This window comes from Algoriphagus machipongonensis (assembly GCF_000166275.1).
Taxonomy (GTDB): domain Bacteria; phylum Bacteroidota; class Bacteroidia; order Cytophagales; family Cyclobacteriaceae; genus Algoriphagus; species Algoriphagus machipongonensis.
Genome location: NZ_CM001023.1, coordinates 1 through 21,309 on the forward strand (window position 1 = coordinate 1; position 21,309 = coordinate 21,309).

Genomic DNA, 21,309 nt, shown 5'->3' on the forward strand with positions numbered 1-21,309 from the left:
ACCGTAATCGTATAGTTCAGGGTCGCCGGTGCACTGATGCTCGTCGGATCAACCGTCTTGGTGATGTCGATCGCAGCACTCTGTGTGATCGTCGTAGTCGCACTCGCCTCATCCTGTTCCGTCTCGTTGCTGTTCACAAACGCCGTGTTCACAATGTCGTCTCCAGCGTCAATATCATCCTGGTCGGCATCATAGCTCGCATAGTATACCCATGTCTCATCCAGATCCAACTCCCCGTCGTTGTCCGTATCACCGTTATCCAATACCAGCGGAGTCACTCCGTCTGTGAATGGATCGGTTACCACCACGCCGGTCAAGCTTACGTTGCCCTCGTTGGTTACCGTAATCGTATAGTTCAGGGTCGCCGGTGCACTGATGCTCGTCGGATCAACCGTCTTGGTGATGTCGATCGCAGCACTCTGTGTGATCGTCGTAGTCGCACTCGCCTCATCCTGTTCCGTCTCGTTGCTGTTCACAAACGCCGTGTTCACAATGTCGTCTCCAGCGTCAATATCATCCTGGTCGGCATCATAGCTCGCATAGTATACCCATGTCTCATCCAGATCCAACTCCCCGTCGTTGTCCGTATCACCGTTATCCAATACCAGCGGAGTCACTCCGTCTGTGAATGGATCGGTTACCACCACGCCGGTCAAGCTTACGTTGCCCTCGTTGGTTACCGTAATCGTATAGTTCAGGGTCGCCGGTGCACTGATGCTCGTCGGATCAACCGTCTTGGTGATGTCGATCGCAGCACTCTGTGTGATCGTCGTAGTCGCACTCGCCTCATCCTGTTCCGTCTCGTTGCTGTTCACAAACGCCGTGTTCACAATGTCGTCTCCAGCGTCAATATCATCCTGGTCGGCATCATAGCTCGCATAGTATACCCATGTCTCATCCAGATCCAACTCCCCGTCGTTGTCCGTATCACCGTTATCCAATACCAGCGGAGTCACTCCGTCTGTGAATGGATCGGTTACCACCACGCCGGTCAAGCTTACGTTGCCCTCGTTGGTTACCGTAATCGTATAGTTCAGGGTCGCCGGTGCACTGATGCTCGTCGGATCAACTGTCTTGGTGATGTTCAATACTGGATTTTGAGGTAAATTAACAGTCTCGCTATCCGTATCAATTTCAGATTCATCTGAATCAGCTGTTGCAGTATTGTCTACTTGACCCGTGTTGATATCATCTTGAGTCACCGCATAAGTTGCAGTATAAATCCATGTTTCTCCAACTTCTAAAATATCATCATCTCCCGTATCTCCACTCACATAATCAATACTTGAAAGCCCTGGAAGGGGATCTGTTACAGTAATAGTTGTCAAGCTTACATCTCCTCCATTACTTACTTCAAATGTGTAAGTAATGGTCTCCCCTACGTTGGCATAAGTATCATTGTTCTCATCATTGAAAACACCCGTTTTAATAATCTCAATAACTGGATCTTGACAAATAGGGACAATAGTTGGGTTATCATTGTCAGTTGCTGAACCCGAAAGGTCTTCAACTGTATGCCCGTTTGCCACACCACTTACGGTAGCTTGGTTTTCAACTTGTCCATTTTGAATATCTGTTGCGGTAATAGCATAGGAAGCTTCGTAAACCCAAGTTTCACCAACCGATAAAATATCATTCACATCCCCATCGCCATCATCAGTTCTTGTTAATGAAACAATTGGGTTTGGAGCTTCAAAAAGTGGATCTGTAATCTGAATATTAGAAAGATCATAAGTTCCATTATTAGTGACAGTAAAACTGTAGTTAATTGTTGGGTTAGTAGTTGGATCCAAGCAATTATCCGGGCTAAGTACATTTGTATACTCTTTCACTAAAGCAATACTACACTGAGCCACATTCACGGTAACTTGAGCCATACCACTTTCGCATTCAGTTCCGTCGATTCTCGTTTGAGTAATATAATAAGTATAAGTATCTGCTGTCGCTGTTGAAATTGTCGGTGCTACTGCTAATGGAAGCATATTTTCATCATACCAAGTGATTTCGTAGTCAGAAGAAATAGGCACCACAGATAATAATTGATCTCCAGAGTCTACACAATAATCAAATGATGCAGGTGAAGGCATTGGAGAAGGATCAGGCTTAATAATTAAAACATCTATAGTTTCAGAACAAGTTTCACCATCAGTTACCAAAACGGTATATGTTCCTGCGGATAAACCTGTCTGATCTTCAGCATCAGTAACTAATCCAGATCCATCTAATGTGGACCATTGAAAAGTATAATTGCCATCACCGCCAGAAACAGTTATATCAATCGAACCTGTATTGGAATCAGTACAATCATCATCAACTTTATTTGAAACAACTATTTCTATTGACTCATTAAGGACAACTGTTTTCTCCAATGATTTTGTAATTCCTTCACTTTCCACTTCCAAAGTAACAGAATATGAACCTGCCTGAGTAAAGTCAATATTTTGAGGATCTGAAACAGAGGACGTTGCTGGATTACCATTTGTAAACGTCCATGTATAAGTATAGTCGGCAGGATCTCCACCTGTTGTTAAATCAATAAAATCAACTGTGAAATCATCACAGTTGGTTACGAAATCAAAGTTAGCTACCAAAGGAGTTCTAACTAAGAGTCCTGGCTGTGTATAATAACACTGTGAATTCCTTAATATCGCAGAACAAGACCCATCACCTGCATTTCCAGTGGTCCATGTCATGTAGATATTTTTGATTTCAATTTTATCTCCATAAGTCCAATTGAAATCAGATATTTTGTAAAATAGTCCAGTTTGGTTTGGAACATTTTGACCTGAAAATAAACAAAGAGCATTTGTAGGCACTTGCGGAACATCATTTACAACCACATCGTACTGAAGGTACAGGTTATAAGCATTGCTAGAACTACCTCCGAATTTTACCCAAATCTCTCCTTCAACATTATCACCAATGTTATAGTTTACGTTATAGGGGTCTAAAATATTCCCATCAGTATCCCTAAACTCTACATCCGAAATGGTCACATTATTCTGCGGACAGCCCGGAGGACTATTTGGATCGATGTTAATTGGATAGGTTCCGACAATTTGGGAATAAACCGTCTGACCCGTCACGAAAAATAAAAGGAACATCAAACCAGTAGCTAAAAATCTTTTTACACTTTGGTAAGCTTTCCCCTTTTCGAAAAATCCACTCTTATGTGGTCGGGCCTTGAATTGACAATTGGATAAAGTGTCCATATCGTATTTATTTAAAATTTTTCGAGTTCGTAAAACTTTCGTCGATAATTACTTTTTTAATTTTTAATTGGACTTTAAAAGATTTTTTAAAAATCATCTGGTACAAATCCAATATAAAATATCACTTAGATTTCTAGCCTTCTGCCTTCAGCAAGCCTTGGACATACGCTTATCAATCCTTAATTGCAGTAAAAATACATTTTTTTGCTTTTCATATCCAAATAAAGTTGGAAAAAAGTTTTTACGTAATGCAATTTTTTATTTATGAAATCAATTTTAAAGTATTTAAAAGTGATTTATAGCGGTTTGAAATGCTAAATGAAGTGCATAAAAATCATTTAAAGGCACTTATTGATATCTGTCAAAAAATATTTCATGAATACTCCTTTTTGAACTTAAAAATTTATCTTCTCACCAGATTTTATGAGAAATCTTTCATATCCCCCTTTTTACACCCTTAAGTCCTTCGTACAAACACCAATAAATAAGCTGACGCAGTGGATACTCCTGATTTAATAAACAAGACCTTTCTAGCCCAAAATAAAACCGCCCTATCATGGCGGAACTCTACTACAGACCAAAGAATTGAACGCCTAAAAAAAATCAAAACCTGGGTACTTGAAAATGAAAAAAAGATTCAAGATGCGCTATTTGAGGATTTCAAAAAACCAGCAGCTGAAACAACCTTAAGCGAAATTTACCCACTAACCTCAGAAATCAATCATGTAATAAAAAACCTGGCAACTTGGGTAAAACCAAAAAAAGTGCCCAGCACCCTGGCAATGGCTGGCACAAAATCTAAAATCTATTATGAGCCAAAAGGGGTTTCCCTCATTATTAGCCCATGGAATTACCCTTTCAATCTAGCCATTGGCCCACTGATTTCAGCTTTGGCAGCAGGGTGTACAGCTATAATTAAACCTTCTGAACTTACTCCACATACTTCGGGACTAATTAAAAGTATGATAGCAGAGCTTTTTGAAAGTTCAGAAGTGGCCGTATTTACGGGAGATGTAGAGGTTTCCAAAAACCTTTTAAAATTTCCTTTTGACCACATTTTCTTTACGGGTAGCCCTACAGTAGGTAAGATAGTTATGGAAGCGGCCTCCAAAAATCTCAGCTCCATTACACTTGAACTCGGAGGAAAATCTCCCACAATTATTCATGATTCAGCTGACTTAAAAGATGCGGCTGAAAAAATTATCAAAGGAAAATTTATCAATTGCGGGCAGACTTGTATCGCTCCGGATTATGTTTTGGTTCAAAATCAAGTCAAAGAGGAATTGATGATGGAAATGAAAGTAGCCATTCAGAAAATGTATGATCCGGAATATAAAGGGATTGAGCATTCTAAAGATTTGGCAAGAATTATCAATCAAAAAAACCACATAAGGCTGGAACAGTTAATCCAAGATGCGATTGAAAAAGGAGCAAAATTTGAATTTGGAGGAAACATCACTCCTGAAACTCTTTATATAGAGCCAACCATCCTTTCTAACCTAAATGAAAATATGGACTTGATGAACGAGGAGATTTTTGGTCCTATCCTGCCTATTTTAACCTATGAGGATATCCAAGAGGCCATTGACCTGATCAATTCTAAACCAAAACCTTTAGCACTTTATTATTTTGGTAAGGATGATGAGACTACAAACAAAGTAATTTCAGATACCAGTTCAGGTAATGCTGTAATAAACGATTGTGTATTACACTACCTTCATAAAAATCTACCTTTTGGAGGTGTAAATAATAGTGGTATTGGAAAAGCTCATGGACATTATGGATTCCTTGCTTTTTCAAATGAAAAAGGGGTTCTTAGACAACGAGTTGGTTTTAACAATTCAAGTATGATTAAACCTCCTTATGGGATCAAGGTTAATAAAATCATCTCCTCACTTATCAAATGGTTATGAAAAATCGATTTTTTAAATTTAATCTTGCCCTAATAATTCTAGGAGCAACCTTTTTATATTCCTGTAATTCTGACCCAGAAAGCCCCAGATTAGACCCTCTTCAGGCCATAGATCTAATAGATGAATCCTACGGGGAATCTTCTTCCAATACCATGGATGTTTTTCTACCAGCGGGCAGATCTGAAACTGAGACATCTTTAATAATCTATATTCATGGTGGAGCCTGGATATCAGGAGACAAAAGCGAGTTTTTAGAATTCAAACCCGTCATGGAAAACTCATTTCCAGAGTATGCATTTATATCTATTAACTACCGATTACTCAATCTTTCATCCGGGGATGGGAAATTTCCCGATCAAGAAAATGATGTTATTGAAGCGATTGAGTATGTTCTTTCTAAAACCAAGGAATGGAATATTTCGGATCAGATAATACTAGCTGGGGCAAGTGCTGGTGGTCATTTAGCTTTGCTTCATAGCTACAAACATCAAGAAATTGGAGATATTCAAGCTGTCTTCGCCTTATTTCCCCCCACAGATCTTAGTAGTTTATATGATTTTAACTCCGTAACCAAACAGGGTTTAGAGGTATTATTAAGTGGTACACCAGACTCGCAAACTGCAGCATACATGGAGTCAAGCCCAATCGAATATGTGAGTTCTAACTCAATCCCAACTATCTTTTTTCATGGAACTGAAGATACTGTAGTACCCATTTCACAAAGTGATATGCTGTCAAACAAATTAGAAATTGCAGGAGTCCCTTTTTATTATGAGTCTATTCCTGGAGAAGGGCATGGATTTAAAAACTCAGTTTACCCTGTAATTATTCAAAAAGCGGCAGACTTTATTAATGAAGAGCTATAAAAAAACCCTGCATATGCAGGGTTACCATTTTCAGACTTTTTCTAGTCCCGTAGACTGTGCCCTCGATTTGATGGCGTTTACTACTTTTTCGGAAGGTTGAAGCTTGATTTGATCTAATTGCTCTATTGTGCTCAGCATCTCCACATATTCTTGCATCAGTGACTCATCACTATGCAAGGCCTGCACTAAAAGCTCTTGCTCATCCTCCGTCATTTCCTGATAGATATATCGTATCAGGTCATTTGGGGTAAATAATTTTATCATAGGCAACATTAAGGTGTTTCATTTTCTTTCTTAAGTGGATTAAAGCATATCGCATTCTTCCTAATGCAGTATTGATGCTAACTCCTGTTTTATCTGCGATCTCCTGAAAACTCATGTCCATATAATGCCTCATGATCAGGACTTGCTTTTGATTCTCAGGTAATTCATCAATAAGCTTTTTTACCAACTCTATCGTTTCATCCCTCATTTGTCGATCCTCAACCGTATCCTCAGCAAAATTCAATGAATTGAAAATATTCGATCCATCTTCCATTCGGATGGTCGGATATCTTTTTGCTTTTCTGAAATGGTCAATCGCCAAATTATGAGCAATTCGCATTACCCAAGGTTGAAATTTCCCCTCCTCATTGTATTTGTCAGATTGTAACGTATTTACAACTTTGACAAATACCTCTTGTAAAAGGTCTTCAGAAATTGCCTGATCCTTCACAATCAGGAATATCGTTGTGAATAATTTATTCTGGTATCGATCTACTAATAGATCAAAGGCAGCATCGCTCCCATTTCTGTATTGAGCTATCAACTCGCTGTCTTTTGGACCTCTTCTATTACGCATTTTAAGTTGGTTTATGAAAAACGTAGAAGTCTATACCATAGTATGATTTATAGTGAAACAAATTGAAATAGCTTTAAAAATATAATTTCAATTCTATCCTTGCAAAGAAAATCTTTGTTTTCCAGAAGCAAAAAAAGAGGAAATTAAGGAATCCAAATATTATTTTGAATAACTAGCAAATAACACTCTTTTTAAAAACATTTATTGAAATTGGAACAAACATTAAATCAATGACTATGCCAAAAAATGTTAAATTTTGAAACTAATATTAAGGAATTTAAACAATCTCAGTCAGGAGAATTACAGTCCTTTGATTACCTTCGTGATTGCATAAAAAAATTGATTGAAAATGGAATTAAGCGGAAAAATTATCCAAGTATTACCTGAAGTTGGGGGAAATTCCAGAAATGGAAATGCATGGAGAAAACAGGAATATATACTGGAAACTGGAGGAAACTATCCTAAAAAAGTATGTCTATCTCTATGGGGAGACAAAATAGACCAATTTGGAATGCAGGTTGGAGAAGAAGTAACCTTAGGAGTAGATGTAGAGAGTAGGGAATACAATGGAAGATGGTACACAGATGTACGAGCTTATAAAGTAGATAGAACTGGCGCTCAAAATCAGGCCCCATCTACTAATTCAATGCCTGAAGTAAGTAGCTTTCATTCTGACAGCGAAGAAGACACTTTACCCTTTTAAAAATTAGGAATCATGTGGGATGACTTTGATGACGATTCGTCCTGGGATGAAGAAGATGATGATGGTCTTGACCATGAACAAAAAAGGATTTATGGACATCCTTTAATGAAAAAGGCTCAAGACATTGTCAGGTTGACTCATGCATTAGTGGGCAGTCTGGACGAAGCAAGGAAAGAACTGTATGGGGGAATTATGATGGAAGATGCAACCATGATGACCTCCAAGTTTGCAGGCGCTGAATCTTGTGAAGATTACGTGCAAAAAATGGAAAATGCGGTCATTATGAAGGTGCATGCCAAAAGTCTTCGAAGTATGTCTTATCAACTGGCGGTAGAATCGACTCATGCTGAAGAGCATCTTCAACTTTTGCGAGACGCAATTGAGGATTATCGAAAATTATTTGTGACTTGGATCAACGGCTTTGACAGTTCTGAAAAAATGGATGATGGCTGGGGAATCTTTACCGGTTAAATTTTCCCTCCACCAAATTTAAAACCCATCCAGGCTCCACCTAACATCAAAATAAGGGTAATCACCAGCAAGAGAATGAGAATATTCAATGGAATCTCCCATTTTTCTCCTCCCACGGTAAATCGAATTGGTTTTTTCCAGTTCATATGATATAGTATAGGCTGTCTCCTATTAGTGTTGTGACACATTGAGTGTCCCGACAAAGTACTTGATCGAAATGTTTCTTATTTCGTTTTATTAGGCCTTCGCTATACGCGACTCACGTCGCTCCTCTGCTCAGGCTGACAAATTTGAGACTTTTGAGACAGCCTCTTTTATTTTTTCAAAATTTCTTTCCAGCCTTTCTCTTCAATTTGACTTGCAGATTTTTCTACTTTCTCTCGCAAGCTACTCTTGAACTCATCCATTTTTTTGCCTACTTCCTGATCAAAGGCCCCAACCATAGAGGCTGCTAAAATCCCAGCATTCTTGCCACCGTTTAAAGCGACTGTAGCAACAGGAATACCTGAAGGCATTTGTAATATAGATAAGATACTGTCCCATCCATCTATGGAATTTGAACTCAAAATCGGAACTCCTATTACAGGTAAACTGGTCAAAGAAGCAACCATCCCAGGTAAATGGGCAGCTCCACCCGCTCCAGCAACAATCACTTTAATCCCTCTTTCCCGAGCACTACCCGCATAATCTATCATTCGCTGAGGAGTTCTATGTGCTGAAACCACTGTCAGTTCATAGCCTACACCAAGTTCTTCTAAAAATTGAGCCGCTTCCGCCATTATTGGCAAATCAGACTGGCTTCCCATGATTATTCCTACAGATGGTTTCATTAAATAGATTTTATTTTAATAATGCCTTTTACTTTCATCGCTTTTTCCTTCAGTTTGGTAATATCATCATCCAGAACCGTAACATGCCCCATTTTCCGAAAAGGCTTAGTCAATTTTTTACCATACATATGAATGTATACGCCTTTTTCTGAAATCGCCACTTCCTGACCTTCGACTACAGCAGGTCCAGTAAAACCTTCCTCACCCAATAAATTGATCATGGCGGCAGGGCATCTTAAATCGGGATTCCCAAGTGGCCAATTCATGACCGACCTTAAATGTTGCTCAAACTGCGAAGTAAAATTTGCTTCAATGGTATGATGCCCAGAATTGTGGGGTCTTGGCGCGATTTCATTTACTAAAACCTCACCCTCTTTGGTCACAAACATTTCTACTGCTAAGATCCCAACCATTCCCAACTTCAAAATGACATCTTTGGCTATTTCCTTTGCCTTTTCCTCCACATCAGAAGCTATCTCTGCCGGGGCAAATAGAAACTCTACCAAATTTGCTGTAGGATGAAATGCACATTCTACAGCTGGATAAACTGTCAGGTCTCCCGCTTCATTTCTGGCTACGGTGACCGCAATTTCCTTCTCGAAGTCGATTAATTTTTCAAGTAAACCTGGAGCATCAAAAGCATTTTCTAGATCTTCCTCACTTTTGAGGATCTGAACTCCCCTACCATCATAGCCTTCTTTTCCTAATTTATTGACTGCAGGAAGGAATCCTTTATTGTGGATAACTTCTTCCTTATTTTCTGTCAAAATAAATTCTGCTGTAGGAATTCCCTGTTCCTTATAGAATTGCTTTTGCTCTCTTTTATCTTGAATAAGCTTTAAAATATCAGGTTGTGGATAAACCTTCTTCCCCTCTAGCTCCAATTTTTTAAGCGCCTCAGCATTAACACTTTCTATTTCAACAGTCAATACATCACAATTCTGTCCAAAAGCATAAACCGTGTCAAAATCCTTCAAGGAGCCTACCGTAAACTCTTGACATAAATCCTTACATGGGGCATTTGGATCGGGATCCAAAATGTGGATATCTTGATTGTAATTAATTGCAGATTGAATAAGCATTCTGCCTAACTGTCCTCCACCGAGGACTCCTAATATGGGGGAATGTGATGTTGACTTCATAGCAAAATTTGATGCACAAAAATAGGACAATCTAAGCGAAGGAAAAACCTTTTAGGATTCTTGGAATCTGATGCCCATCAACTCCATTAATTTATGGGCATTAAAACTAGGGCATGGACCCGATTTCAATTTGTAGTCAAAGTTGATAGTTTCATCCAAAACTTCGGAATGAAAACTTAGGTTTACCACACTAGAAAGTTTCTCTTCTAAATCAGCAAGCTCAATATCATGGGTACTCACTATCCCCAAACCTTGTGTCTTGGCCACTTGTTTTATTAAGGCTTCACTTCCCGCCACTCGATCCACGGTATTGGTTCCTTTTAATATTTCATCCAATAAAAAGAAAATCCGCTCATTTTTCTCCAGTCGCTCAATTAACTGATGGATTCTACTTAACTCTGCGTAAAAGGAACTCACACTCTCTCCGAGGTTATCGGTATTCCGCATACTGGTATAAAGGTTAAAATCCCCCATAACAAATTCCTTGGCAAATGGTCTTAAGCCGATATTAGCCATCACACAATTGATTCCAACAGTCCGCATAAAAGTGGTTTTCCCACTCATATTTGCTCCGGTAAGCAAGACAAAGCGATTTTCTTCTCCAAGCTTAAAATCATTTGGCACTGCTTTTTCGGGTAGGAGAAGAGGATGAGCCATCTCTTGGCCAGATATCATTGTCTCCTCTTTCCAAACTAATTCTCCCTTACTCCCTATTTCCTGTTCGAAGGCTCCCAACGAAATTAAAACTTCCCAATCCTCTAAAATCTGTGGAATTTCAGATAAATCCTCTCCATGCATATTTATCCAAGATTGGAGTTTGGAGACTATGAATAAATCTGTCCAAAAAAGAAGGTTAAAAGGAATATAGAGGAGATTGATCCTGTTATCAATCACATTCCCCAATCGATCAAGACTTCTGAAAAGCTTAGAAGCACTTCCTTCTTTGCTCAAAATTACTTTTTGCTTTTCCTGTAATAGAGGGGATACAAACTTCTTCTTTTCTATCTCGAAGAGCCAATTAGTAATAGCCTTTAACTGGTTTCTAGAAGGAAGCAATTCTGAGGCTGCTTTCAACTCTTTGAAAACTAATCCCAAGGGAATCATTCCTATCAATATCCAAACTCCTATTATTGCCGAAGGTAATACTCCTATTCCCACAGCCACAAAAAGGCCTAAACCAAGGACAGGTCCTAAATAGGCAAGAATAGAAATGAATAATGGGGTAGTTTTTTTCTGTTTTAAAAAAGATTGCCAACCTGCTGTAGGCTTTTCATTAGTGTAGAAAGCTATACCTATACTCTCCATGGCTTTAAGAAAATCCTCATCTTCACTTAACTCATCACTCGCTTCTTGATATTGCTTGGCTTTAATCTGATCGAACTTAGCTTTCATCAAATCAGCCAACTTATCTTTTGCCCCTTGAGAAATGGTATGATTTAAAAGTTGAAATAAAGAGTGTTCTCCAAAAAGATCTAAATCGTTGGCAAAGGGATGAGTTTTTTCAAGGTATTCTGCTCCTGGGTCTATTCCATGAAGCTCTCGAAGTTTTCTCTTTGCTTCTAGCTCCTGTAATTTCTCTAAAGCTAAATAAATTGATTCCTGACTTTTAAGGTGGTTATACTTTTGTATTGAAATCACAAAAAAACCTGTAATTGCTATTAGGGGAAGTGCCCAAAATATTGTCTGGGAAAATGTCAACACAAAACAAATTACTATTCCTATGAAAAGCATCAACCTAACTAAAGACAAACTACCTGCCTTTGATTTTATCTCACTTTTCTTTGCTGATATATTTTCAGTCCCAAAATCAAATCCTGCCATGCGCAAAGATAGCAGAAGCCCTCATGCCTTAAAACAAAAAAATCTGTCGAGCTTTGATATTGTCCATCATTGAAACAAAAAGAACTCGGTCAATTTTACTAAATTGATGAAATCATGAAAAATTCAAAACCCAAAAAAAGCAAAAGCCCCAAAGAAGAAGTTCCAAATGAATGGGATTTGAGTCAGGGAATGGGGATTTTTCCGGAGGATGTTTCATTTACACAAAACATAGGCTGCGTGGGAGGAAAAGGCAAACCAAAAGATGAAAAACCCGCCAACAACAAAGAATAATCCCGATTACTCCTTCATAAATTAGCTCCAGTAGTAAACTAGGCATGATTTTTAGAGTCTAACCAAATATCTATTTTTAATTCCAAACCTTATCCACACATGAAATACACACTTAAAAACGTTACATTTTTGATGCTGGCTATGCTTGCAGTCATTGGATTCTCCTGCAGTTCGGATGATAATGATAAGGATCCAGTAGAGGCGGATACATCAATTGTTGTTGATGTGTCTGAAGTCAACCAAAAATTTGAAGACCTAGATAATTTAACCTTGGCAATTCTGGAAAATTCTGGTTTAGGAGCAAGAAAAACCACTTCATTTTCCGGAGATTTTTGCGCTACAACAGAGTTTGACTACCAAGATGATCAAAAAACAATCATCGTTGATTTTGGAGATGGCTGCGTGAGTCCAAATGGCATTTCTAGAAAAGGTAAAATCAAGTTGGTTTATTCTGGCAGTTTATTGATTCCTGGAGCAACTATCGTCACCACTTTTGAAGGCTATGAAGTAAATGGCTATAAAGTAGAAGGAACAAGAACTTTGACGAATGTTGGCTTAAATATCATCACACAAACTGTCACGATAGCAGTTAAGGTAGAAAATGGAAAAATCACCTGGCCTGATGGCGGAGTCGTATCAATCAATTCTGACCAGGAGAGAGTTATTGTTTTGGAAGATACTGGTTACGATGCTACAATCTCTGGCACTTTATCTGGAACATCTAAAGATGGGAGTCCTTTTTCAGCCACCATTACTGACAATTTAAAAATCACTCAAAGTTGTGTTGAATCAGGAGTTTATAATCCAATCAGTGGCCTCATTGATTTTACCTATAAAAATGTAAAAATGACATTGGACTATGGTACTGGTGACTGTGATAAAAAAGCCACAGTAACTTACCCCGGAGGAGTGAAGGAAATCAACTTTGATTAACTGATTCATACATTTTCTTAAAAACGGCTATCTTTCGAGATAGCCGTTTTTTGTTATGGAAAAGAAAAATATTGAAGGATTCGATCATATCAGATACCAAAGACCTAGTGTTTCGAAGGAGGATTTATTAGTCAAATCAAAGGAATTTTTTGAAATGATGGATCAACGAAGGACTGTCCGTGAATTTGACAAAAAGGAGATTCCTGTAGAGGTATTAGAAAATATCATACAAACAGCTAGTACAGCCCCTTCAGGTGCTCATAAACAACCTTGGACCTTTTGCTTAATTTCTAATCCTGAAATCAAGAAAAAAATAAGACTCGCCGCCGAAGAAGAAGAGAAAGTGAGCTACGGAGGCAGGATGAGTGATACTTGGAAAGACGATCTCAAGCCTTTAGGTACCAATTGGGAAAAGCCATTTTTGGAGGAAGCTCCTTACTTAATTGTCGTATTCAAGCAGTCCTATGGAATGGAAAATGGTAAAAAAGTGCAGCACTATTATGTCAACGAATCGGTAGGAATAGCTTGTGGATTTTTAATTGCAGCAATTCATGAAGCTGGTTTAGTAGCTGTGACTCACACTCCTAGCCCGATGAATTTTTTAAGCAAAATATTGGATCGCCCTTCTCATGAGAAACCCTATTTGCTGGTTCCTGTTGGATATCCAAAAGAGGAAACTTATGTGCCGAATATCAGCAGAAAAGAACTGAGTGAAGTATTGATTAAATATTAAAAAAGGCCTTCACAATAATATAGCTATCGGGAAGGCCTCTATTAATCTAAAATCCTAAATACCTAGGAGTTAACTTGGGCTATCTGTTTTCTGAGGGATTTGATGAACCACTCTCTGAGGGAATGGAATCTCAATGCCATTTTTCTCAAACTCAGTGTTAATAGCTTCCATTCCCGCAAAATACATGGGCCACATATCGGCTGATTTTGCCCAGACTCTGACCACTATATCCAAAGAGCTATCTCCGAAATTATTTAAAGCCACAAATGGAGCTGGATCTTTTAATGCTCTTGGGTCATTCTCAAAAATATTTAAAATGATTTCTTTGGCTTGTTTGATGTTAGTGCCATAGGCTACCCCAACTTTTAATTCCGCTCTTCTAGTTTCCTGAGTACTCATGTTGATAATATCAGAATTAGCAAGATTACCATTTGGAATAATCACTTCTTGATTATCAAAAGTCATCAAGTGAGTATATAACACCTGAACTCTATTAACAATACCTGTATGACCTTGAGCAACAACAACATGCCCAACTTTGAATGGTTTAAATGCTAAAATCAAAAGCCCCCCTGCAAAATTGGAAAGAGACCCCTGAAGTGCTAAACCAATAGCCAAACCAGCGGCACCAAATACAGCTAAAAACGAACTGCCCGGTACGCCTAAAATCATAAGCACACCAACGAACAGAATAAAGTATAAAAGGATCTTAGAAAAACTGTTTAGAAATTCATTTAGTGAAGGGGTGTCATCCCGTCTCTCTAAGGTTTTTGCAATCGTATTTAAGACTTTCTTAACAATAGCCCTACCTATAAAGTAAAAGATTAATGCGCCTAAAATTCTTAAAGCTACTTCTACAGCTAGGCTTATGCCTTCTGCATAAAGAGCGTCAGTGGTTTCTTGAGAGATTCCGAATTGTTCCATAGTTGATAGTTTTTGGTTGATTATTTACTTAAATAAAATATTTACTTGCCAGCGAAAAGCCCAATGCCAGCTTATGTTAAACTTATCGATTCCTGCAGACCGAAGGATTCTTTCCCAGTCTGATTTAGAAAAACTCCTTAAAACAGATAATGATGCATCGTGTTGCACCATTTTAGACTTACTGAATACTCTTGTGAGAAATTTGATGCTATAAAATGCGAACCAATGCCTATGAAGGTCATTGATCACAATTCCAAGGCGGGATTTAGCTCTGAGAGATTCTAAAAGTCCGATTAATTCTCTATCAGTAAAATGATGTGTAAAGAGCGTGCAAGTAGAAATATCTACTTTTTCTTCGGAAAATTCTTCATTAAAAACATTCTGAACTCTCCAGGTGACTTTGGGTACGTCAGCTAATCTAACCCGTGCCAAGTCAATAATGTTCCTATTGGCATCGATTCCTATAAATTTAATTGCTTTTTTTTGATCTACTGCCCATTTCTGCATTACTTTAATCATATCACCACCTCCACAGCCAATATCTGCTATAGTATAGGAGCTTTGTGGATGGCTTTTGAAAATCTTTGAAAGCCCATTGGTAGTCACATAATTTCCTCCAAGCCAACGATTTATCGTTTTGAGTTCTCGCAAGGTTTGGGTAAGTTCTTCCCCTGAGCAATCAAGGTCATCCATCAATTCTTTTTCCTCACTTCGCTTGGCAAATAGACTCATCTCTTATCCAATAATAGGGTTTCTAGGGTCAGTCCGGGACCAAATCCCATTGCCAAAATCTTACCCTGAATTTTAATGTCATTCATCATTCTATGCAAAACAAAGAGAATAGTACTGGAAGACATATTTCCAAATTCAGATAACACCGCCAACGCATGTTCATTAGCTGAATCAGGCAGCTGGAAAGCTTCTTTGACCTTTTCCAATATTTGCTTGCCTCCTGGGTGAATGGCGAAATGTTTTAATGAGGATAAATGGTACCTGTTTTCGAATTTTTCCAATAATTGCTGAATCCCCTTATCAAGCAATGAGGGTATATACTTACTCAGACGCATTTCAAATCCAAAATCACCAATTCCCCAAGCCATATCAGATTCTCCTTCCCTAATCACATTGCTTTGGTATCCTTGCAGCCTCATTCCTTGATCTGAATTCATTACTAAAGCTGCTGCTGCTCCATCGCCAAATAACGAGTTCGCAAGCACATTATCCTCCGTATATTCTTTTTGAAAATGCAGGGTACAGAGTTCTACGGAAACCAAAAGCACCCTTGATTCGGGCTCTGCCAAAAGTATTTTGTCCGCCAATTTTAAACCAGTAAAAGCTGCATAGCATCCCATAAAATGCACGCAATATCGTTCAACAGAATCATCTAAACCTAAACGCTCCATAAGTTGTAATTCTACTCCAGGAGCCATCATCCCAGTACAGGAGACCAAGATCAAATGGGTAACTTCCGATGTCTCAATTTTAGGTTTTGATAGGCATCTTCTGGCTGCAGCTTCACATAAATCGACTGCAGTCTTGCTAAAGACATCCATTCTGGCTTTAGTCCCCGGAAAAGGTTCGAAATTCTTACTTTTCGGAAAAAAGGTGAATTCAGATGAATCAGATTTTTCAAAATCATCCAATACACTATAACGTGAGTTTATCCCTGATTTGCGGTATAAAAAACTTAGCTTTCGAGATTCAACCTCATCTAATTGATGAGCTTTTTGCATAAAGCCAGCTATGGTAGATTGCTCGATAGGCTCTCCTGGATTTGCCAGGCCAATACTCACGATACTGCTCGTCATAAATTGATTTTTCTAAAAGTGATTAGTGATTCAACCTGAAAGACAATGCATTGTTTTTGCAAAATAATTTAATCTCTCAAGTTAACAGATTATATATCACTTAGAATAAAGTTAACTTGTATAGCCTCAAAAGAAAGGAATACTTATACCCATTTACGAAATGATTAGCCAATCCAGCCTTAAGCACCTTCGAATTCCCTTTTCTTTTTTCCTTTTTCCGGTATTCTTGTTTGCTCTGGCTTTCACTCCAAACCTGAATGGATCACGCTTATTATGGGTTTTTATAGCACTTCACCTTTTCCTTTACCCTTCAAGCAATGGCTATAACAGTTACTTTGATAAAGATGAAGAAAGTATAGGGGGGTTAAAGCATCCTCCAAAAGTAACTTCAGACCTTTATTGGCTATCATTAGTCTTTTTTATGATTGCCATAGCCATTGGCTGGACGATCAATTTTAGCATTGCAATAATGATTCTTGTCTATGGATTAGTCAGTATGGCTTATTCGCATCCCATTATACGGATCAAAAAATACCCTTGGCTGAGTTGGTTTATTGCTGGACTATTTCAAGGTTATTTCACTTTCGCGATTGCGTACGCAGGAGTCAGTAATTTAAACTATGAGGTGTTATTTAAGCCGCATGTTTATATCCCTGGTTTATTGACAAGTTTGATGCTTTGGGCAACCTACCCATTAACACAGGTATACCAGCATGGAGAGGATTCTCGTCGTGGAGATCGCACCCTAAGTTTGCTTCTTGGAATCAAAGGAACCTTCCTTTTTTCTTCAATTTTCCTTTTACTGACAGGTCTGGGATACGTCTGGTTTTTTATCAATAGAAATCAAGAAGAATCCATGTGGTTATTTTTAGTGGCGATGGCTCCCGTAATGATCTACTTTTTTGTTTGGTTTAATTTCGTTCGGGTCAATTCTGAAAAATATGCCAGTTATTCTTGGGTCATGGGTATGAATCTAGTTGCTGCTTGCATGCTGAATATTTTCTTCATCTATTACTTTTTTGAAAATACTCAAATTCATCAGGCTCTAGGTTACTAAATGACTTTCCCATGAGTTTGACGAATGATCAGCTTCGCAAAACCTGGGAGCTTAGAAATCAAAGTCTGGGCAAAGCCAGAGGCGCTTTGATTTCCAAAAAGGCGTTGAGTATTCCTACCTACCCAGAGCCTTCTTTCAAACTTTGATTTCCAGACTTTTTCGTAACTTTTTTCCACTCCTTCTCTACTTTTCCCTTCCAGTATGGCTTCCGCTGCAAGTTTCCCGGAATGAATGGCCATAGCCATCCCATTGCCACAGAGAGGGGTGATTAACCCTGCGGAATCACCAGCCATGAGAATATGATTTTCTACAGGCTGCTTTTTTTCAAAATTTATCTCATTGATTACTTCAGGTTTTTCCAACAGAAACTCACTTTCGGTAAATAATTTCTTCAGGTGTGGGTTTTTCCATAACACTTCTTTTTCCATGGCTTCCAAAGAACCAAAATGCCTCAAAGCTTCCCTTTTCCCTAAATAGCAAAGATTTCCTTTCCCCTCTTCAATAGCATTAAGGCCGCAATAACCTCCTTCAAAATTATGTAGGACGACCGCACTGGAGTCAAATTCCGTTTTTATATGGTACTTCACTCCAATGTAAGGGCTTCGTTTTTCAATAAATGGTCGTTGAAGGGTTTTATCAAGCTTTGATCTTTTTCCAAATGCCCCAATGACGTAATCTGCTCGGTATTCTTCTCCAGTTCTAAGCCCAACATGAAATTGATTTTCAGAGGTATCAAAGGTTAATTTTTCTACAGTTGCTCCAGTTTGTGAAGAAGCTCCCATTTCTTTTACTCGCTGAAAGAGGTAAGCATCCAAGACAAACCTGCTGATTCCAAAGCCTCCTAAGCCTAAAGGAACTTTTGCTGTATTCCCAGAGGTATCCGAGAATAGAAAGTGAGTCATTCTTGGTAGATCATAAACTGTTGGCAATAGCTCTTCTCTCATGAGAAATTCATATACCTCGTTTGAAACATACTCTCCACAAACCCGATGAAAAGGGTAATTTTTCTTTTCGATCAACAGTACCTTTTTGCCTCCTTTCGCAAGCAAAAAACTAGCTACCAAACCGGCCAGTCCACCTCCCACAATGATTACTTCGTACTTATCCACTTCTGATTGCCTTTGATTCGTTCAATATACCGTTTATCAAAAATGGAAAATCCTTTCCAATCCATTCAAGAAATTCACGGTTTAATTATTTCTTACACAAAATCATAAAAATGAGAAATACCCTACCCAAATTACTGAAGAGACTAACAATGGTTTTCGCTGTAATGGGAGTCATGATGTATTCTACAGATTCTTTTGCACAGAAAAAAAAGAAAAAGAAGAATGCAAAAAAGGAAGCCTCAGCACCTGCAGCAAAACCATCAAATGGCAGCAAAGATTCTGGCCCAAAGCCATATAGTGAGGTCATTACTTCCAAAGCCAAGTCTAAAGATGGTTTGTTTAAAGTACACCAGATCGAAAACAAATACTTTTATGAAATCCCTGATTCTTTATTGAATCGTGATATGCTCATGGTGACTACCATCGCCAAAACAGCAGATGGAATTGGTTACGGTGGTGAGCGTACCAACACGCTTATGCTTAAATGGGAGAAATACAATGATGAGATTCATCTTAAGATTTCTTCTGTAAACAACTTTGCAGCTGATTCATTGCCGATTGCATTGGCCGTAAAAAACTCCAACTTGGAGCCATTGCTGCAGAAGTTTGATATCAAATCAAACAAAACCGATTCTACTGGAATCGTCATTGAGGTGACAGATCTTTTTGCCAAAGACGTACAAGCTATTGGTCTACCAAAAGGACAGAGAACTCGCTATAAAGTGACTCGTCTAGACACGGATAGATCTTATATCGATCATATCAACACTTACCCGATCAATATTGAGTCGAGATACGTGATGACTTATTTGGCAAACGATCCTCCATCCAATAGCTCTACAGGCTCAATCACTCTTGAGATGAATTCCTCAATGCTTCTTCTTCCAAAAGAGCCAATGAAGCAAAGACTAAGCGATCAACGAGTAGGTTGGTTTAGCAGATCTATTGTGGATTATGGTTCGGATGCTCAAAAGGCGCAAAGACGTTCTTTCCTTGATAGATGGAGACTAGAAGTAAAGGATGAGGACATCGAAAAGTTTAAGGCGGGTGAATTAGTGGAGCCTAAAAAGCAAATTGTTTATTACATCGACCCTGCAACTCCTAAACAATGGGTTCCTTACCTGATCGCTGGTGTTGAAGATTGGCAGGCTGCATTCGAAGAAGCAGGATTCAAGAATGCAATTGTTGCTAAACTAGCTCCAACTCCAGAAGAAGATCCAGATTGGAGTCCAGAAGATGCACGCTATTCTGTGATCCGTTATTTCGCTTCAGATATTCAAAATGCCTATGGACCTCACGTATCTGATCCAAGATCAGGAGAAATCCTAGAATCTGATATCGGATGGTATCATAATGTAATGAACCTATTGAGAAACTGGTTCTTTATTCAAACTGCCGCGATCAACCCAGACGCAAGAAGCGTACAGTTCAAAGATGAAGTGATGGGTAGATTGGTAAGATTTGTATCTTCTCACGAAGTGGGACATACCCTTGGTCTTCCTCATAACTTTGCCTCATCTCATGCATATCCTGTAGAGAAGCTAAGAGATGCGGCATTTACTGCAGAAATGGGAACGGCTCCATCTATTATGGATTATGCAAGATTCAACTACATTGCCCAGCCAGGTGATGAGGGAGTAAGCCTGATGCCAAATATTGGTCCTTATGATAAATATGCTGTTGCATGGGGATACAGACCCATTCTAGATGCTGATACTCCTGAAGATGAATTGATGACCTTAGACGAGTGGATTATGGAAAAGCAAGACGATCCTGTTTACCGATATGGTCGTCAAGGAAATAGCTATGACCCAACTGCTCAAAGCGAAGACTTAGGAGATAACTCCATGAAAGCTTCAGAATATGGTATTGCCAACTTGAAAAGAATTATTCCAAACTTAATGGAATGGACTGCTGAGGAAGACAAGCCTTATAAGAATTTCGAAGATTTGGAAGAAATGTATGGGCAAGTGGTTACTCAGTATAACCGCTACATGGGGCATGTGAAAACCAATGTTGGTGGTGTTGCTGAAGTTTATCGAGCTTCAGGGCAAGAAGAGCCAGTTTATACTCACACTTCTAAAGATATCCAGAAGTCTGCTGTTGATTTCTTAAATGCTGAGCTTTTCGCTACTCCTGAGTGGTTAATGCAAGATGAAATTTTTGCAAGAACTCAAGATTTCGGTGCTCTTGAAAGAATCCGTAGCGTTCAGGCAAATACACTAAACGCAGTACTTGATTTAGGAAGATTGGGTAGAGTGATTGAAAATGAAGCATTAAACGGTGACGAAGCTTATAAAATCACAGAGCTATTTGATGATCTAAGAAAAGGTATTTGGACTGAGCTTCCTGGAGGTAGAACTATTGATGTTCACAGAAGAGCTTTGCAAAGAGCCCACATTGAGCGTTTAGAATATCTTATGACAAGTGATGGACCAAACATTCCAGCAGCTTACAGAAGCTATTATGGGCCTCAAATCAATGCTTCTCAGTCAGACATCAGACCTATGGCAAGAGGAGAACTAAAAACCATACAAAGAAATATTAATTCAGCGATCTCAAGAACTTCTGATAGAATGTCCAAGTTGCATTTAGAAGATTTATCTGCAAGAATCGAAAATATATTAGATCCGAAATAATTTGGGTTAAATATCA

The 21,309-nt window shown here is 38.7% G+C and carries 19 protein-coding genes and 1 pseudogene; 9 read left to right on the forward strand and 11 right to left on the reverse strand.

Going from position 1 to position 21,309, the window contains the following annotated elements; genetic code table 11:
* Positions 1 to 164: 164 nt before the first annotated feature.
* Positions 165 to 3,212: pseudogene (locus ALPR1_RS20875) on the reverse strand (DUF7507 domain-containing protein); the annotation flags it as partial.
* A 497-nt stretch (positions 3,213 to 3,709) separates the two neighbouring features.
* Here ALPR1_RS20875 and ALPR1_RS00010 point away from each other — a divergent pair.
* Together ALPR1_RS00010 and ALPR1_RS00015 are read left to right on the forward strand one after the other, a co-directional pair.
* On the forward strand, positions 3,710 to 5,125 hold the full coding sequence (locus ALPR1_RS00010) for an aldehyde dehydrogenase family protein (protein WP_008197500.1): 1,416 nt from the start codon (positions 3,710 to 3,712) through the stop codon (positions 5,123 to 5,125).
* Positions 5,122 to 5,991 carry an alpha/beta hydrolase gene (locus ALPR1_RS00015; protein ID WP_008197501.1) on the forward strand — a complete coding sequence of 290 codons (870 nt, stop codon included), beginning with the start codon at positions 5,122 to 5,124 and terminating at the stop codon, positions 5,989 to 5,991. Before ALPR1_RS00010 ends, ALPR1_RS00015 begins: the two co-directional genes overlap by 4 nt.
* Positions 5,992 to 6,021: 30 nt before the next feature.
* Here the strand turns inward: ALPR1_RS00015 and ALPR1_RS00020 are convergent, their stop codons facing one another.
* A complete protein-coding gene (locus tag ALPR1_RS00020) occupies positions 6,022 to 6,255 on the reverse strand; it encodes a hypothetical protein (protein ID WP_040303062.1) in 234 nt (77 codons plus the stop codon).
* Complete coding sequence (locus tag ALPR1_RS00025) at positions 6,230 to 6,832, reverse strand: RNA polymerase sigma factor (protein WP_008197502.1); 603 nt, start codon at positions 6,830 to 6,832, stop codon at positions 6,230 to 6,232. The genes ALPR1_RS00020 and ALPR1_RS00025 overlap by 26 nt, the downstream gene beginning before the upstream one ends.
* 349 nt (positions 6,833 to 7,181) lie before the next feature.
* Here ALPR1_RS00025 and ALPR1_RS00030 point away from each other — a divergent pair, with 349 nt between their 5' ends.
* Both ALPR1_RS00030 and ALPR1_RS00035 read left to right on the forward strand, forming a co-directional pair.
* Complete coding sequence (locus ALPR1_RS00030) at positions 7,182 to 7,535, forward strand: DUF3127 domain-containing protein (RefSeq protein ID WP_008197503.1); 354 nt, start codon at positions 7,182 to 7,184, stop codon at positions 7,533 to 7,535.
* A 12-nt stretch (positions 7,536 to 7,547) separates the two neighbouring features.
* On the forward strand, positions 7,548 to 8,006 hold the full coding sequence (locus ALPR1_RS00035; RefSeq protein ID WP_008197504.1) for a hypothetical protein: 459 nt from the start codon (positions 7,548 to 7,550) through the stop codon (positions 8,004 to 8,006).
* On the opposite strand, the gene ALPR1_RS20905 is transcribed toward ALPR1_RS00035, so the two are convergent.
* The 4 genes from ALPR1_RS20905 to ALPR1_RS00055 all read right to left on the reverse strand — a co-directional run bounded on the left by ALPR1_RS20905 (position 8,003) and on the right by ALPR1_RS00055 (position 11,799).
* On the reverse strand, positions 8,003 to 8,152 hold the full coding sequence (locus tag ALPR1_RS20905) for a hypothetical protein (RefSeq protein WP_008197505.1): 150 nt from the start codon (positions 8,150 to 8,152) through the stop codon (positions 8,003 to 8,005). The two genes, ALPR1_RS00035 and ALPR1_RS20905, sit on opposite strands and share 4 nt — an antisense overlap.
* A gap of 168 nt (positions 8,153 to 8,320) precedes the next feature.
* Complete coding sequence (purE, locus tag ALPR1_RS00045; protein WP_008197506.1) at positions 8,321 to 8,836, reverse strand: 5-(carboxyamino)imidazole ribonucleotide mutase; 516 nt, start codon at positions 8,834 to 8,836, stop codon at positions 8,321 to 8,323.
* Entirely contained in the window at positions 8,836 to 9,978 is a 1,143-nt protein-coding gene (locus ALPR1_RS00050; RefSeq protein ID WP_008197507.1) for a 5-(carboxyamino)imidazole ribonucleotide synthase, read from the reverse strand. Before ALPR1_RS00050 ends, purE begins: the two co-directional genes overlap by 1 nt.
* 51 nt (positions 9,979 to 10,029) lie before the next feature.
* A complete protein-coding gene (locus ALPR1_RS00055) occupies positions 10,030 to 11,799 on the reverse strand; it encodes a MutS-related protein (protein WP_008197508.1) in 1,770 nt (589 codons plus the stop codon).
* 114 nt (positions 11,800 to 11,913) lie between these two features.
* Between ALPR1_RS00055 and ALPR1_RS20910 the strand changes: the two genes are divergently transcribed.
* From ALPR1_RS20910 to ALPR1_RS00065, 3 genes are all read left to right on the forward strand, one after another.
* A complete protein-coding gene (locus ALPR1_RS20910) occupies positions 11,914 to 12,090 on the forward strand; it encodes a hypothetical protein (RefSeq protein ID WP_008197509.1) in 177 nt (58 codons plus the stop codon).
* 99 nt (positions 12,091 to 12,189) lie between these two features.
* Complete coding sequence (locus ALPR1_RS00060; RefSeq protein ID WP_008197510.1) at positions 12,190 to 13,023, forward strand: hypothetical protein; 834 nt, start codon at positions 12,190 to 12,192, stop codon at positions 13,021 to 13,023.
* A gap of 55 nt (positions 13,024 to 13,078) precedes the next feature.
* Entirely contained in the window at positions 13,079 to 13,756 is a 678-nt protein-coding gene (locus ALPR1_RS00065) for a nitroreductase family protein (RefSeq protein WP_008197511.1), read from the forward strand.
* A 69-nt stretch (positions 13,757 to 13,825) separates the two neighbouring features.
* On the opposite strand, the gene ALPR1_RS00070 is transcribed toward ALPR1_RS00065, so the two are convergent.
* The 3 genes from ALPR1_RS00070 to ALPR1_RS00080 are packed head-to-tail and all read right to left on the reverse strand — an operon-like array spanning position 13,826 to position 16,488.
* Positions 13,826 to 14,680, reverse strand: a complete 855-nt coding sequence (locus ALPR1_RS00070; protein ID WP_008197512.1) for a mechanosensitive ion channel family protein — start codon at positions 14,678 to 14,680, stop codon at positions 13,826 to 13,828.
* A 24-nt stretch (positions 14,681 to 14,704) separates the two neighbouring features.
* The gene (locus ALPR1_RS00075; RefSeq protein ID WP_008197513.1) at positions 14,705 to 15,412 is read right to left on the reverse strand and encodes a methyltransferase domain-containing protein; all 708 of its coding nucleotides are present in this window, start codon (positions 15,410 to 15,412) and stop codon (positions 14,705 to 14,707) included.
* On the reverse strand, positions 15,409 to 16,488 hold the full coding sequence (locus tag ALPR1_RS00080) for a type III polyketide synthase (protein ID WP_008197514.1): 1,080 nt from the start codon (positions 16,486 to 16,488) through the stop codon (positions 15,409 to 15,411). The genes ALPR1_RS00075 and ALPR1_RS00080 overlap by 4 nt, the downstream gene beginning before the upstream one ends.
* Before the next feature lie 160 nt (positions 16,489 to 16,648).
* Between ALPR1_RS00080 and ALPR1_RS00085 the strand changes: the two genes are divergently transcribed.
* Complete coding sequence (locus ALPR1_RS00085; protein WP_008197516.1) at positions 16,649 to 17,545, forward strand: UbiA family prenyltransferase; 897 nt, start codon at positions 16,649 to 16,651, stop codon at positions 17,543 to 17,545.
* Here ALPR1_RS00085 and ALPR1_RS00090 read toward each other — a convergent pair.
* Entirely contained in the window at positions 17,542 to 18,654 is a 1,113-nt protein-coding gene (locus ALPR1_RS00090) for an NAD(P)/FAD-dependent oxidoreductase (protein WP_008197518.1), read from the reverse strand. The genes ALPR1_RS00085 and ALPR1_RS00090 overlap by 4 nt on opposite strands.
* Positions 18,655 to 18,764: 110 nt before the next feature.
* Here ALPR1_RS00090 and ALPR1_RS00095 point away from each other — a divergent pair, with 110 nt between their 5' ends.
* Positions 18,765 to 21,293 (forward strand): zinc-dependent metalloprotease, encoded by a 2,529-nt coding sequence (locus ALPR1_RS00095; protein WP_040302389.1) that lies wholly within the window; start codon positions 18,765 to 18,767, stop codon positions 21,291 to 21,293.
* Positions 21,294 to 21,309: the final 16 nt, after the last annotated feature.